Consider the following 15,267-nt stretch of genomic DNA (forward strand, 5'->3'; position numbering starts at 1 on the left):
GGACGCCCCGGGCCGGGGTCGTACGGCCGGGGTTCTCAGGCACCCGGGCTGCCGGGGCCGCCCGCCCCGCGGCGGGTCACCCCCGGGGTCGGGTCCAGATACACCCGTGCGATCGCCGGCATGCGTTCCCGGAGCTGTTCCTCGGCCTCCTCGCACGCCCACTCGACCTGTGCGGCCGAGGCCACGTCCCGGAAGTCGACCTTCGCCGCGATCATGACCTCGTCCGGGCCCTGGATGAGCGTGGTCAGCTCCAGGACGCCGATGATGTGCGGGACCGAGAGCAGCTCCTCGCGGACCGCCTCGCGCATCGGGCGAGGCAGCGGGCGGCCGATCAGCAGCGCCGCGTTGGAACGGCCGAGCTCCCAGGCCACGTACACGAGCAGGGCGCCGATGAGGATCGAGGCGACCCCGTCCCACACGCTCGAGCCGGTGATCTGGCCGCCGAGGAGGCCGCCCGCCGCCAGCATCAGCCCGGCGAGCGCGGCGGAGTCCTCCATCACCACGGCCTTCACGGTGGTGTCCGGAGTCAGCCGCAGATAGCGGCCCAGGGGTGCCCGCGCCTCCGCCGCCTCACCCCTGACCTGCCGCAACGCGGTCCGCAGCGAGAGGCCCTCCAGGACGAAGGCCACGCCGAGCACGAGGTAGGAGACGAGCGGATCGCCCAGCTCCTCGCCGTGGACGAGGGTGTGGACGCCGTCGTAGACGGAGAAGACCGCGCCGCCGACGAAGGTGGCGACGGCGGCGAGCAGGGCCCAGACGTACCGCTCGCCGGAGTGGCCGAGCGGATGGTCCTCGTCGGCCGGCTTCGCGCTCCGCTTGAGCGCCGCCAGCAGCATGACCTCGGTGACCGTGTCGGCGACCGAGTGGGCGGCCTCGGAGAGCATCGCGCTCGATCCGCTGATCAGCCCGGCGACGGCCTTGGCGGCGGCGATCCCGAGGTTCGCCGCCGCCGCCACGATCACCGTGAAGACACTCTCGCCCTGTTCCGCCATGCACCGGACGGTACGTCCGGGCGTCAGCGCGGGACGCGAACGACACCCTCCTGGATGACCGAGATGGCCAGCTTCCCGTCCTGGGTGTAGATCCGGGCCTGGCCGAGCCCGCGCCCGCCCGAGGCGGACGGCGACTCCTGGTCGTACAGCAGCCATTCGTCGGCGCGGAACGGCCGGTGGAACCACATCGCGTGGTCCAGCGAGGCCCCCACCACGTCGCCGACCGCCCAGCCGCCCCGCCCGTGGGCGAGCAGCACCGAGTCGAGCAGCGTCATGTCGGAGACGTAGGTGGCCAGGCAGACGTGCAGCAGCGGATCGTCGGCCAGCTTGCCGTTGGTGCGGAACCACACCTGCGAGCGCGGCTCGCGCGGCTCCCCGACACTGCCCCACGGGGGCACGTCGGCGTACCGCAGGTCCACCGCGGCCCGCGCGTCGACCAGCCGCTGGGCGATGTCCGCGGGCAGATGGCGCGGCAGCATCTCGGCGGCCGTCGGCAGACTCTCCGGATCCGGCGCGGCCGGCATGTCGTACTGGTGCTCCAGCCCCTCCTCGTACGCCTGGAACGACGCGGAGAGGTGGAAGATCGGCTGCCCGTGCTGGACGGCGACCACCCGGCGGGTGGTGAAGGAGCGGCCGTCACGGATGCGGTCGACCGTGTAGACGATCGGCGCGCCCGGGTCCCCGGCCCGCAGGAAGTAGGCGTGCAGGGAGTGGGCGAGCCGGTCCTCGGGGACGGTCCGCCCGGCCGCCACCAGCGCCTGGGCGGCCACCTGGCCGCCGAAGACGCGGGGGACGACGGCCGAGCGGGACTGGCCCCGGAAGAAGTTCTGCTCGATCTGCTCCAGATCGAGCAGATCGAGCAGGGCGTCGAGAGCCTCGGGCACTTAGAGACCCATCGACTTGGCGATGATCGACTTCATGATCTCGCTGGTGCCGCCGTAGATGCGGTTGACGCGGTTGTCGGCGTACAGGCGGGCGATCGGGTACTCGTTCATGTAGCCGTAGCCGCCGTGCAGCTGGAGGCAGCGGTCGATCACGCGGTGCGCGACCTCGGTGCAGAAGAGCTTGGCGCTCGCGGCCTCGGCCGGGGTCAGCTCGCCCGCGTCCAGGGCCTCCAGGGCGCGGTCGGCGACGGCCTCGGCGGCGTCCACCTCGGCCTTGCAGGCGGCCAGCTCGAACTTGGTGTTCTGGAAGTGGGCGACCGGCTTGCCGAAGACGGTGCGCTCCTGCACGTACTGCTGGGCGAACCGGACGGCGGCCTTGGCCTGCGCGTATGCGCCGAAGGCGATGCCCCAGCGCTCGGAGGCCAGGTTGTGGCCGAGGTACGAGAAGCCCTTGCCCTCCTCGCCGAGCAGGTCCTCGACCGGCACCTTCACGTCGACGAACGCCAGCTCGGCGGTGTCGGAGGTGCGCAGGCCGAGCTTGTCCAGCTTGCGGCCGATGGAGTAGCCCTCGGACTTGGTGTCCACGGCGAACAGGGAGATGCCGAAGCGGCGGTCCTGCTCGGTGGGGGCCGAGGTGCGGGCGCAGACGATCACACGGTCGGCGTGCACGCCGCCGGTGATGAAGGTCTTGGCGCCGTTGAGGACGTAGTGCGTGCCGTCCTCGGAGAGCTTCGCCGTGGTCTTCATGCCCGCGACGTCGGAGCCGGTGCCCGGCTCGGTCATCGCCAGCGCCCACATCTCCTCGCCGGAGACGAACTTCGGCAGGTAGCGCTTCTTCTGCTCGTCGGTGGCGAGCATCTTGATGTACGGGAGGGCGAGCAGCACGTGCACGCCGGAGCCGCCGAACTGCACGCCGGCGCGCGCGGTCTCCTCGTAGAGGACGCCCTCGAACTTGTGGGTGTCCAGGCCCGCGCCGCCGAACTCCTCGGGGACGTTGATGCCGAAGATGCCCAGCTCGCCGAGCTTGGCGTAGAAGTCTCGCGGCGCCTGGCCCGCGGCGAACCACTCGTCGTAGACGGGGACGACCTCGGCCTCGATGAAGGCGCGGATGGTCTCCCGGAACGCCTCGTGGTCCTCGTCGAATACGGTACGGCGCACGGTGCGACTCCTCCGGTGTGCGGGCCTTGTCTAAGCGCTTGCTCAGCCTGTCGTCAACGAAGTTACCCAGCGGTCACCCACCCTGTCCAGACTCCTCGGCTGTGATCCAGGCCCTCTCCACGGAGTCGTACGCGTGCAGGGGCCGCCCTTTCGCCCCGCTCGTCCGAAAGGGTGCGCCGTCCTCGTCCCCGATCCGGACCGTGCCCCGGCGCCCCTCCGAGCTCCACTCCAGCTCCAGGTACCAGCGGCAGTCGCACCCCGCCGCCCCCGCCGAGACCAGCAGCTCCTCCGGCTCGGCGGCGCTGACCGCGTACGGGAAGGAGACCGCCGGGAGCTTCCGGCCCTCCTCCCCGGTGGCGTCGTACCCGTCCAGCGCCCGCGCCACCGGCCGCGGCCGGTCAAGGTCCACCTCGAAACGGCGCGGCGTCACCGCCCCGCCGCACCCGTCGTCCGTCCGGTACGCCGCCCACGGCAGCGGCGCGCCCCGCTCCACCACCCGCACGTGCAGCGCCTGGAGCACCACCGCCGCCGCGCCCTTCCCCTGCACCGACACCCGCACCAGCGTCTCCCCGCCGTCCACGGCCCCCTGCGCCGCCGCCCAGCTCCGCGCGTCGGCCGCCTCCGGCGGGGGAGGGGGCGTCCGCTCCACGAGGTAGGTGTGCCCGCACCCGTTCTTCCAGAGGTGCGAGGCGACCGTCCACGTCAGCGGCGCCGGTGGTTCGGCGGCCCGCTCCCGGGTCTTCCCGGGCAGGAGTACGGCTCCGAGCGTCACCGTCCCCACGAGCGCCAGCGCCACTCCGACCACGCCCACCCACCCCCACCGGCGCCTCCGCCGCTCGGACGGGAGGCCCGGCACGCGCGCGTGCACGGGTTCCAGCTCGGGCGCGGGCTCCGGAGCCGGGGCGGGTTCGGGCTCCGGAGCCGGCTTCGCCGTCCGTTCCGGGCCGGGCTCGGGCTCCTCGTCGGGCTCGGGCGCCGCGTCGGGCTCGGGCGTCGGAGGGCGACGGGTGCGGTCCGCGCGGCTCCAGGCCACCTCCAGGGCCCGCCGCTCCTCCCCATCCGCCCCGCACAGCAGGGCGAGGCGGTCGACCACGGCGAACTCCTCCGGGACGGTCGCGCCCGAGCAGTAGCGGTGGAGGGTGGACGCGCTGACGCTCAGGCGCCGGCCCAGTGCCTCGTAACTGCGCCCGTCCCGCGCCTTCAGCGCCCGCACGAGCCGCGCGAACTCCTCGACGGCGGCGTCCTTCGGCATTCCATCCCCCTCGACCCTGCGTCCCACGCTTCATGTCCTTGCACGTCAGTGGGGGTGGGATGGTTCCGGGACGGGTGGAGGGCGCGTCGTCGTTGCCCGAGGCGGGTGGGGGCCCGACGCTGGTGGAAGCACTGACCGAACGACCCGACGGGGGATCCACCACCATGAACAAGCTCCGTACCGCATGCGCCGCCACCGCAGCTGCCGCCCTGGGCCTCGCCGCCCTCGCCACCGCCCCGGCGCAGGCCGCCGCCCTGCCCGCCTTCCTCGCCGCCTCCCAGATGCCGCCGTCGTCGACGCCGTGGACCGCCACTCAGGTCTTCAGCGGCGTTCCGGAGAACGGCGGCGCCCTCTGCGCCCCGTACAAGATCCCGGCGCAGAACACCCGCTACCGCGAGTTCACCACCGAGCTCGACACCAACGGCGTCCAGATCACCACCGTCGCCCGCACCGAGGCCGACGCCGTGAAGCTGGTCGACACCCTCCGCACGGCCCTCGCCGGCTGCGGGCCCCTGCTGGAGCGGCAGAACCCGGGCCTGCACGCCGTCAGTGCTTCCCACGGCAAGCTCGCCGTCGAGGAGGGTGCCTGGATCTACAGCCTGGACACCGCCGACCCGCAGATCGGCAGCACCGACATCCACCTCTTCTCCGTCGGCCGCGACGGACGCACCGTCACCCTCGTCCGCTGGGGTCAGATGGGCGACCTCAAGGACGCCCCGCTGACCGCCTTCCGCACCACGACGAAGACCGCCGTCAACAAGCTCTACTGACCCGGGGGCTCCCCCAGGGGCCGACCACGGCTCGACATCGCGCAGCTGCAAGCCGGGGGCCGCAGGCTGCGGATCCGGTTCGGGGCTACCCCGCGCTGAGGGCGAACCACAGCTCCATCCGTACGTCCGGGTCGTCCAGGTCCCGGTCCAGGAGCGCGGCGCAGCGGGTGATCCGCTGCCGGACGGTGTTGCGGTGGATGTCCATCGCGGTCGCCGTCCGATCCCAGCTGCCGTGCAGCGACAGCCACGTCCGCAGCGTCTCCCGGAGCGGCTCGGTCAGGGGAGCGAGCAGGGAGCGGGCGTGGGAGGCGGCCTCGGCCGGGTCCACCAGGGCGGCGATGCCTCCCGGCCGGTGCCGGACCAGCGGCGTCCGGGTGGCCTCCGCCCGGCGCAGGGCCCGCGCCGCCTGCGCGTCGGCGGCGGCGAGCTCCTCCGCCTCGGCGGGCGCGCCGACCCCGAGGGTCCAGCCGGGCTGCTCGGTGACGGGGGCGGAGGCGGGCAGCAGCAGGCGGACGGTCACGGGGGTGTCGTCACGCCGGCTGCCGTCCGCCTCCGCCCCGCCGTCGCTCGTGTCCACCAGCGGCGTCCCCAGGGCCGCCGCCAGTGAGGCCGCCGCGAACGGGGTGCCGTCGCCGCCCCGCGCGTGGACCACCGTCCACGGGCCGGCGCCCAGGCCGCCCACGACCCGCGCCGGTGCCGCGCCGAGCAGCAGCCGGACCAGGGCCCCGTCCCGTACCGTCGCGTCCGCGCCCCGGTGCGGGGCCGTGAGCAGGGAGAGCAGCACCACCGCGACGCCCACGATCGTGTGGTCGCCGGGGTCGCGCCGCTCCGTCGCCACCCCGAGCGACAGGCCGTCCCCGCCGCCCAGCGCGTACGCCGCCAGCCGGAGCCCGCCGCCGTCCCCGCCGGCCGAGGCCGGCCCTCCCGGATGCGGCCCGAGGACCCCCACCAGCTTGCGCAGGGCCCGTGCCGCCTCCGCCGGGACCTCCCGGCCGGCCGCCGTCGACTCCGTACCGTCCGCCCCGAACAGCACCGCCCGGCCGCCGAGCCGCGAGGCCAGCGCGCCGAGCACCGCGGGGACCGGCGACGGCCGGGCCGCGGCCGTCGCCAGCGACTGCTGGGCCTCCGTCACCCGGCGCAGCTCGTGCAGCCGGGCCTCCGCCATCAGCCGCCACAGCGCCCGCGCCACCGCCGTGAACGGGGTCTTCGGCGGCACCTCGACCAGCGGGAGACCCTGGCGCGCACAGGCCTCGACGAGCTCCGCGGGGACCGTGTCGTACACCGGCGTCACCCCGAAGCCGAGCGCCGCCGCCCCCGCCTCCACCACCCGCGCGACGTAGTGCGCCGGGTCGGTGAGCAGGACGCCCGCCGTCATGAGGAGCTCGCCGCCGAGGAGGTACGGATACGGGTCGGCCATCTCCGAGGTGTGCACCCAGTGCAGCGGGACGTCCTCGGACCCGGCGAGCAGCCGGAGACCGAGGTCCCGGCGGGCCAGCAGCGCGGCGAGCGGGACCGGGGGCGCCGGGGGAGTGGAGGCCGGCTCCGAGGGGGTCGTGGAGATCATGCGCGTCATGGGCCTTTCGTACATCCCCCGCCCGGACAGTGGAGGAAACGTACACTTCATCGTCGCTTTCCGGCCACCTACTGTCGTGCCATCCACAGGCCGCGGGTACGGGCGGATGTCCCCGTGATCAGCCTCTGGTCAGCCCCTCGGGCCTTCGAGGATTCGAGGTCACGAGGTCTCCCCGCACGACACGCCACCGAGGTGAACGAAGGAGGGCCCGCCCCATGGCCGTCGACTACTCAGTGATCGTCCTGTACTTGGCCGGCATGCTCGCGATGGGCTGGTGGGGCATGCGCCGCGCCAGGTCCAAGAGCGAGTTCCTGGTCGCGGGCCGCCGGCTCGGGCCCTGGATGTACTCGGGGACCATGGCCGCCATCGTCCTCGGCGGCGCCTCCACCATCGGCGGCGTCGGCCTCGGCTACAAGTACGGCCTCTCCGGCGCCTGGATGGTCTTCGCCATCGGTCTCGGCCTGCTGGCCCTCTCCGTCCTCTTCTCCGCGCGCATCGCGCGGCTGAAGGTCTACACCGTCTCCGAGATGCTCGACCTGCGCTACGGCGGCCGGGCCGGCGTCATCTCCGGCGTCGTCATGTGGGCGTACACGCTGATGCTGGCGGTCACCTCGACCATCGCCTACGCGACGATCTTCGACGTCCTCTTCGACCTGCCCCGCACCGTGGCGATCGTCCTGGGCGGCGCCATCGTCGTCGCCTACTCGACGCTCGGCGGCATGTGGTCGATCACGCTCACCGACATGGTGCAGTTCGTGGTGAAGACGATCGGCGTGCTGATCCTGCTGCTGCCGATCGCGGTGGTGAAGGCCGGCGGCTTCGCCGAGATGAAGGCCCAGCTGCCCACCGAGTACTTCGCGCCGCTGGGCATCGGCGGCGAGACGATCTTCACCTACGTGCTGATCTACACCTTCGGCATGCTCATCGGCCAGGACATCTGGCAGCGGGTCTTCACCGCGCGCACCGACAAGGTGGCCCGGTGGGGCGGCACCGTCGCCGGCACGTACTGCCTGCTGTACGCCCTCGCCGGCGCGGTCATCGGCACGGCGGCCAAGGTGCTCTACCCGAACCTGCCCAGCGCCGACGACGCCTTCGCCACCATCGTCAAGGACGAGCTCCCGATGGGCGTGCGCGGACTGGTGCTCGCCGCCGCCCTCGCCGCCGTCATGTCGACCTCCTCCGGCGCGCTGATCGCCTGCGCCACCGTCGCCAACAACGACATCTGGTCGCGGCTGCGCGGCGTGGGGCCGGCGCAGGGGGAGGACCACGACGAGGTGAAGGGCAACCGCCTCTTCATCCTGGTCATGGGAGTCGCGGTGATCGCCATCGCGATCGCGCTCAACGACGTCGTCCAGGCGCTGACCGTCGCGTACAACCTGCTGGTCGGCGGTCTGCTCGTGCCGATCCTCGGCGGCCTCCTGTGGCGCCGTGGCACCGTGCAGGGCGCGCTGGCCGCGGTCGCCGTCGGAGGGCTGTCGGTCATTGGCCTGATGTGGTCTTACGGAATCTTGGCAAATGAGCCTGTTTACTATGGATTGTTGGCATCGCTTGCCGCCTATGTGATCGTTTCTCTGGCGACCCGCCCGACGGACGCCGCCGTGCTCGCCCACTGGCGCGCCCGGCTGGCGGGCCAGGAACCGGACGCGGCCGAGCACACGGAGCCGGAGACCGTACCGGCGCCCGTGACCGGCTGACCCACGAACCACCGGACGGGATCCGTCCGGACGTCAACCCCCACCCCCAGGAGGACCCGACCATGAGCAGCAGCGACCAGAACGCCTTCCGCGGCCCGACCGACTCGTCCCGCATCCCGCGGTACGCCGGTCCCGCGACGTTCGCCCGGCTGCCGCGGCTCGACGAGGTCGGCACCGCCGACGTCGCCGTGGTCGGCGTCCCCTTCGACAGCGGCGTCTCCTACCGTCCCGGCGCCCGCTTCGGCGGCAACGCGATCCGCGAGGCGTCCCGCCTGCTCCGCCCGTACAACCCGGCGCAGGACGCCTCGCCGTTCGCCCTCGCGCAGGTCGCCGACGCCGGTGACATCGCCGCCAACCCGTTCAACATCAACGAGGCGGTCGAGACCGTCGAGGCCGCCGCCGACGAGCTGCTCGGCACCGGGGCGCGCATGATGACCCTGGGCGGCGACCACACCATCGCGCTGCCGCTGCTGCGCTCGGTCGCCAAGAAGCACGGCCCGGTCGCGCTCCTGCACTTCGACGCGCACCTCGACACCTGGGACACGTACTTCGGCGCCGAGTACACCCACGGCACGCCGTTCCGCCGCGCCGTGGAGGAGGGCATCCTCGACACCGAGGCGCTGTCCCACGTCGGCACCCGCGGCCCGCTCTACGGCAAGCAGGACCTCACCGACGACGAGAAGATGGGCTTCGGCATCGTCACCTCGGCGGACATCTACCGCCGCGGCGCCGACGAGGTCGCCGACCAGCTCCGCCAGCGCATCGGGAACCGCCCGCTGTACATCTCCATCGACATCGACTGCCTGGACCCGGCGCACGCGCCCGGCACCGGCACCCCCGAGGCGGGCGGCATGACCTCCCGCGAGCTGCTGGAGATCCTGCGCGGCCTGTCCTCCTGCAACCTGGTCTCGGCCGACGTCGTCGAGGTCGCCCCCGCGTACGACCACGCCGAGATCACCGCCGTCGCCGCCTCGCACACCGCGTACGAGCTGACGACGATCATGTCCCGCCAGATCGCCGCGAACCGCGCCGCCGGCGAGGAGCAGGCCGCCCGCTAGTCCGGCCCCGGCCCCCGGCCCCCGCCGCCCGGCGGCGCACCTCCCGGCTCCGCCGCGACCCGGTGGTGCGCCGACCGGGGACGGCGCACCGCACCCGGCGCACGCCGGGCGGTCGCGGGGCGGCCCGCCCGGCGTGCGACCGCCCGCCCCACGCCACCGGGCGCACCCCGCCCGCCGCACCCCGCCGCGGGACCCGGCATCGTGGGGTGCGCGGCCGCCTCGCCCGCCCACGCGCCGCACCCGACCGACCACGCCACCCCGAGGGGATGTCATGACCCACGACCACGACCTCGTGCTGCGGCCCTCCGCCGCGCAGACCGAGGCCGCGCTCAACCCGCCCGCCGGGCGGAACGGCGGCGACCTCGTCGTCGAGACCCTCTCCGGCCTCGGCGCGACCACGGTCTTCGGGCTGCCCGGGCAGCACGCGCTCGGCATGTTCGACGCACTGCGCCGCTCCTCGCTGAGCTACGTGGGTCTGCGCGTGGAGAACAACGCGGGCTTCGCCGCCGACGCGTACGGCCGGATCACCGGCGAGGCGGCCCCGCTGCTGCTCTCCACCGGTCCCGGCGCGCTGATGTCGCTGGCCGCGCTCCAGGAGGCCGCCGCGGCCTCCGCCCCGGTCCTGGCGATCGGCTCCCAGGTCCCCGTCGCGGGACTCGGCGGCGGCCGCCACGGCTACCTGCACGAGCTGCGCGACCAGCAGGCGTCCTTCCGGGACGTCGTGAAGTCCGTGCACACCGTCCGTACGCAGTCGCAGATCCCGTCGGCGATCGCGGCGGCCTGGGAGTCGGCGCTGACCGCCCCGCACGGGCCGGTGTGGGTGGAGATCCCGCAGGACGTGCTGCTCGCCGAGACGACCCTGCCGGTCGTCACGGCGATGGACGCGACGCCGGAGGAGGTCGTGCCCCGGCCCGAGCTGACGGCGGTGGCGGCCCACCTGCTGGCGCACGCCGAACGCCCCGCGATCATCGCCGGCGGCGGCGTCGTGCGCGCCGACGCCTCGGGGAAGCTGCTCGCGCTCGCCGAGCGGATCGACGCGCCCGTGGTCACCACCTTCGGCGGCAAGGGCGCCTTCCCGTGGGAGCACCCGCTCTCGCTCCAGTCCTGGCTGGAGGACCGGCACACCACCGACTTCCTGGAGGACGCGGACGTCCTCCTCGTGGTCGGCTCCGGCCTCGGCGAGCTGTCCTCGAACTACCACACCTTCGCCCCGCGCGGCCGGGTGATCCAGATCGAGGCCGACGCGGGGAAGCTGGAGTCCAACCACCCGGCCCTCGGCATCCACGCCGACGCCCGGCTCGGCCTCTCGGCGCTCCTGGAGACCGTCCCGGAGCGCACCGACGCCGGCGCGCCGCAGCGGGTGGCCTCCGTCCTGGCCAAGGTCCGGGACCGGATCGCCGCCCAGGACCTCGGCCTGGAGCAGCGGATCGTCGCCTCGGTCCGCGAGGCGCTGCCGGACACGTCCCCGAGCTTCTGGGACATGACGATCCTGGCCTACTGGGCCTGGTCCGCCTTCGACGCACGCCACCCGAACACCATGCACTCCGCCCAGGGCGCCGGCGGCCTCGGCTACGGCTTCCCGGCGGCGCTCGGCGCGGCGGCGGCCGACCCGACCCGCCCGGTCCTCGCGGTCTCCGGCGACGGCGGCGCGATGTACTCGATCGCGGAACTGGCGACGGCGAAGCAGTACGGCTCCGACGTGACCTGGCTGATCGTCGACGACGGCGGCTACGGCATCCTGCGCGAGTACATGACGGACGCCTTCGGCGAGGCCACGGCCACGGAGCTGGCCCGCCCGGACTTCGTCGCCCTGGCGGAGTCCTTCGGCGTCCCCGCGGTCCGCACGACGCCGGAGTCGCTGACGTCGGACCTCGCGAAGGCCCTGGCGACCCCGGGCCCGTCGGTCGTGGTCCTGCCGGCACTGCTGCGGATGTTCGAGCCGACGCACCTGTGACGGGGGCGGCGCCGTTCCCGGCCCCGGGGGGCGCCCCGCCGACCCTGCCGGGCTCGGGGCGCGACAGCGGGACACCCCGTGACCCGTCCGTGGACCTAGGTCTGCGGACCGGTCTTCGCCCCCGCTTTGTTGCGGCGGGATGAAATCACCGGCCGCCGTCGTTGGTGCCTTCCGGCAGACCAGGACGAACGGGAGGCGCCACGTGGCGGCGGTGGGGCACAAAGAGCAGGGCTGGGCGCGCAGACTGACCGGATACGCGTGGCGGTACCGCGCGAACGTGGTGCTCGCGCTCGGGTCCTCGCTGGTCGGCATGGCCGTGCTGGCCCTCGTACCGCTCATCACCAAGGTGATCATCGACGACGTGATCGGCAAGGGCACCCGCTCCCTCGCCGTCTGGACCGGGCTCCTGCTGGGCTCCGCCGTCCTCGTCTACCTCCTCACCTACGTCCGCCGGTACTACGGCGGACGCCTCGCCCTCGACGTCCAGCACGACCTCCGCACGGACATGTACGGGACGATCACCCGGCTGGACGGCCGCCGCCAGGACGAGTTGTCCACCGGCCAGGTCGTCGGCCGTGCCACCAGCGACCTCCAGCTGATCCAGGGCCTGCTCTTCATGCTCCCGATGACCATCGGGAACTTCCTGCTCTTCCTCATCTCCCTGGTCGTGATGGCCTGGCTGTCCCTCCCGCTCACCCTCGTCGCGCTCGCCGTCGCCCCCGCCCTCTGGTTCATCGCCCGGCGCAGCCGCACCCGCCTGCACCCCGCCACCTGGTACGCGCAGGCCCAGGCCGCCACCGTCGCCGGAGTCGTCGACGGATCCGTCACCGGCGTCCGGGTGGTCAAGGGATTCGGCCAGGAGGACCAGGAGACCGGCAAGATCCGGGACGCCAGCCGCAAGCTCTTCGCGGGCCGGCTGCGCACGATCCGGCTGAACGCGCGGTACACCCCGGCGCTCCAGGCCGTCCCCGCCTTCGGCCAGGTCGCCGTCCTCGCCCTCGGTGGCTGGCTCGCCACCCGCGGCCAGATCACCCTCGGCACCTTCGTCGCCTTCTCCTCCTACCTCGCCCAGCTCGTCGGCCCGGTCCGCATGCTCGCCATGGTCCTCACCGTCGGCCAGCAGGCCCGCGCCGGTGTCGAGCGCGTCCTGGAGCTCATCGACACCGAGCCCACGCTGCAGGACGGCTCGAAGGAGCTCCCGGCGGACGCCGAGGCCACGGTCGAGTTCGACGACGTGAGCTTCGCGTACGAGGACGGCCGGCCCGTCCTCGACGGCTTCTCCCTGGAGATCCGCTCCGGCGAGACCGTCGCCGTCGTCGGCGCCTCCGGCAGCGGCAAGTCCACCGTCTCGCTCCTGCTGCCGCGCTTCTACGACGTCACCCGCGGCGCCGTCCTCGTCGGCGGCCACGACGTCCGTGAACTCACCCTCGACTCGTTGCGGGCCGCCATCGGGCTGGTGCCGGAGGACAGCTTCCTGTTCTCCGACACGGTGCGCGCCAACATCGCGTACAGCCATCCGGACGCCACCCAGGAGCAGATCGAGACGGCCGCCCGCGCCGCCCAGGCGGACCGCTTCATCGCCGAGCTGCCCCACGGCTACGACACCAAGGTCGGCGAGCACGGCCTGACCCTCTCCGGCGGCCAGCGCCAGCGCGTCGCGCTGGCCCGCGCGATCCTCGCCGACCCGCGGCTGCTCCTGCTCGACGACGCCACCTCCGCGGTCGACGCCCGCGTCGAGCACGAGATCCACGAGGCCCTCGCCTCGGTGATGGCCGGCCGCACCACCCTCCTCATCGCCCACCGCCGCTCCACCCTCGGTCTCGCCGACCGGATCGCCGTCCTCGACGAAGGCCGGCTCGCCGACATCGGCACCCACGAGGAGCTGGAGAAGCGCTCCGCGCTCTACCGCAAGCTGCTCACCGACCCCGACGAGCTCGGCGGCGTCTCGCCCGGCCGGCTCACCCCCGTCGAGATCCCCGAGGACCGCAGGCTCCGCGAGGAGATGGAAGCCGAGTTCGACGTCGAGCGCGGCATCACCACCGCCCTGTGGATCCGTGAGGAGGAGGCCGAGGAGGCCGCCGCGCCCGGCGCCACCCCAGAGCTGCTCGCCGCCGTCGAGGCGCTCCCGCCGGCCACCGACACCCCCGACATCGACGAGGCCCGCGCCGTCACCCCCGAGGACTCCTACGGGCTGCGCCGGCTGCTGCGCGGCTTCGGGCTGCCGCTGCTCCTCAGCCTCGGTCTGGTCGCCGTCGACGCCGGCATGGGGCTGCTGCTGCCGATCCTGATCCGCCACGGCATCGACGACGGGGTCAACCGGCTCGCCCTGGGGGCCGTCTGGACCGCCTCCGTGCTCGCCCTGCTGGCCGTCCTCGTCCAGTGGGTCGCGCAGACCGCCGAGATCCGGATGACCGGCCGCACCGGCGAGCGGGTCCTCTACGCCCTGCGGCTGAAGATCTTCGCCCAGCTCCAGCGGCTCGGCCTCGACTACTACGAACGCGAGCTGACCGGCCGGATCATGACGCGGATGACCACGGACGTGGACGCGCTGTCCACGTTCCTGCAGACCGGTCTGGTCACCGCCTTCGTCTCCGTCGTCACCTTCTTCGGGATCATGGGCGCGCTGCTCGTGCTCGACGTCGAGCTCGCCCTCGTCGTCTTCGCGACGCTGCCCGTCCTCGCCGTCGGCACGTACTTCTTCCGCCGCTCCAGCGTGAAGGCGTACGAGCTCGCCCGCGAGCGGATCAGCGTCGTCAACGCCGACCTGCAGGAGTCGGTCTCCGGACTGCGGATCGTGCAGGCGTTCCGCCGCGAGCGCGACGGCGTGGCCCGCTTCACCGAGCGCAGCGACGACTACCGCGACGCGCGGGTCCGCGGGCAGTGGCTGATCTCGGTCTACTTCCCGTTCGTCACCCTGCTGTCGTCCGTCGCCGCCGCGGCCGTCATGATCGTCGGCGCGAACCGCATCGAGGCGGGCACACTGACCACCGGCGCCCTGGTCGCCTACCTGCTCTACATCGACCTGTTCTTCGCGCCGGTGCAGCAGCTCTCGCAGGTCTTCGACGGCTACCAGCAGGCCACCGTCTCACTGGGACGGATGCAGGAACTGCTCCGCGAGCCGACGTCCACGGCCGCGGCCGACGAACCCCTCGACGTGCTCTCGCTGCGCGGCGAGATCGCCTTCGAGGACGTCTCCTTCGCCTACGGCGACGAGGAGGAGGCCCTGACCGGGATCGACCTGCGCATCCCGGCCGGCCAGACCGTCGCCTTCGTCGGCGAGACCGGCGCCGGCAAGTCGACCCTGGTCAAGCTGGTCGCCCGGTTCTACGACCCGACCGGCGGCCGGGTCACCGCCGACGGCACCGACCTGCGCGACCTGGACCTCACCTCCTACCGCCACCGGCTCGGGGTCGTGCCGCAGGAGGCGTACCTCTTCGCCGGCACGGTCCGCGACGCGATCGCCTACGGCCGCCCCGACGCGACCGACGCCCAGGTCGAGGCCGCGGCCCGCGCGGTCGGCGCGCACGAGATGATCGCGACCCTGGACGGCGGCTACCTCCACGAGGTCGCCGAGCGGGGCCGCAACCTCTCGGCCGGGCAGCGCCAGCTGATCGCGCTGGCCCGCGCGGAACTGGTCGACCCGGACGTACTGCTCCTGGACGAGGCGACGGCGGCGCTCGATCTGGCCACCGAGGCCCAGGTCAACCAGGCCACCGACCGGCTCGTGGGCCGCCGCACGACCCTGGTCGTCGCCCACCGCCTCACCACGGCCGCCCGCGCGGACCGGGTCGTCGTCATGGCCGACGGCAAGGTGGCCGAGGACGGCACGCACGACGAACTGCTGGCCCGCGGCGGCATGTACGCGGAGCTGTGGCGGACCTTCATAGGCGAGGAGGAGCCGGAGCGGGTGTGAGTACCCGGACCCGGGGAGC

The 15,267-nt window shown here is 73.4% G+C and carries 10 protein-coding genes; 5 read left to right on the forward strand and 5 right to left on the reverse strand.

Annotated features, from left to right (window positions below):
- Positions 1 to 35: 35 nt before the first annotated feature.
- From ACE1OA_RS22090 to ACE1OA_RS22105, 4 genes are all read right to left on the reverse strand, one after another.
- Positions 36 to 992, reverse strand: coding sequence for a cation diffusion facilitator family transporter (locus ACE1OA_RS22090; RefSeq protein ID WP_356775938.1), 957 nt, complete (start codon positions 990 to 992; stop codon positions 36 to 38).
- 23 nt (positions 993 to 1,015) lie between these two features.
- Positions 1,016 to 1,876: an acyl-CoA thioesterase II gene (gene tesB / locus ACE1OA_RS22095; RefSeq protein ID WP_356599031.1), complete on the reverse strand. Its 861-nt coding sequence runs from the start codon at positions 1,874 to 1,876 to the stop codon at positions 1,016 to 1,018.
- Positions 1,877 to 3,034 (reverse strand): acyl-CoA dehydrogenase family protein, encoded by a 1,158-nt coding sequence (locus ACE1OA_RS22100; protein ID WP_147978092.1) that lies wholly within the window; start codon positions 3,032 to 3,034, stop codon positions 1,877 to 1,879. It abuts the gene before it with no gap.
- Positions 3,035 to 3,107: 73 nt separating this feature from the next.
- Positions 3,108 to 4,286 (reverse strand): helix-turn-helix domain-containing protein, encoded by a 1,179-nt coding sequence (locus ACE1OA_RS22105; RefSeq protein ID WP_432753259.1) that lies wholly within the window; start codon positions 4,284 to 4,286, stop codon positions 3,108 to 3,110.
- A 164-nt stretch (positions 4,287 to 4,450) separates the two neighbouring features.
- Here ACE1OA_RS22105 and ACE1OA_RS22110 point away from each other — a divergent pair, with 164 nt between their 5' ends.
- Positions 4,451 to 5,056, forward strand: coding sequence for a hypothetical protein (locus ACE1OA_RS22110; protein ID WP_384866753.1), 606 nt, complete (start codon positions 4,451 to 4,453; stop codon positions 5,054 to 5,056).
- Between the two features lie 85 nt (positions 5,057 to 5,141).
- Here the strand turns inward: ACE1OA_RS22110 and ACE1OA_RS22115 are convergent, their stop codons facing one another.
- The gene (locus ACE1OA_RS22115) at positions 5,142 to 6,629 is read right to left on the reverse strand and encodes a PucR family transcriptional regulator ligand-binding domain-containing protein (protein ID WP_386543495.1); all 1,488 of its coding nucleotides are present in this window, start codon (positions 6,627 to 6,629) and stop codon (positions 5,142 to 5,144) included.
- Between the two features lie 215 nt (positions 6,630 to 6,844).
- Between ACE1OA_RS22115 and ACE1OA_RS22120 the strand changes: the two genes are divergently transcribed.
- The 4 genes from ACE1OA_RS22120 to ACE1OA_RS22135 all read left to right on the forward strand — a co-directional run bounded on the left by ACE1OA_RS22120 (position 6,845) and on the right by ACE1OA_RS22135 (position 15,248).
- Entirely contained in the window at positions 6,845 to 8,323 is a 1,479-nt protein-coding gene (locus ACE1OA_RS22120) for a sodium:solute symporter (protein ID WP_386543498.1), read from the forward strand.
- 62 nt (positions 8,324 to 8,385) lie between these two features.
- Entirely contained in the window at positions 8,386 to 9,381 is a 996-nt protein-coding gene (gene speB, locus ACE1OA_RS22125; RefSeq protein ID WP_356599021.1) for an agmatinase, read from the forward strand.
- Positions 9,382 to 9,652: 271 nt separating this feature from the next.
- Entirely contained in the window at positions 9,653 to 11,335 is a 1,683-nt protein-coding gene (locus tag ACE1OA_RS22130) for a thiamine pyrophosphate-binding protein (RefSeq protein ID WP_356599019.1), read from the forward strand.
- Between the two features lie 202 nt (positions 11,336 to 11,537).
- Positions 11,538 to 15,248, forward strand: a complete 3,711-nt coding sequence (locus ACE1OA_RS22135) for an ABC transporter ATP-binding protein (RefSeq protein ID WP_432753260.1) — start codon at positions 11,538 to 11,540, stop codon at positions 15,246 to 15,248.
- The last annotated feature ends 19 nt before the right edge of the window (positions 15,249 to 15,267 follow it).

Origin of the sequence: Streptomyces sp. JL2001, from assembly GCF_050917515.1 — a bacterium.
Lineage (GTDB): Bacteria > Actinomycetota > Actinomycetes > Streptomycetales > Streptomycetaceae > Streptomyces.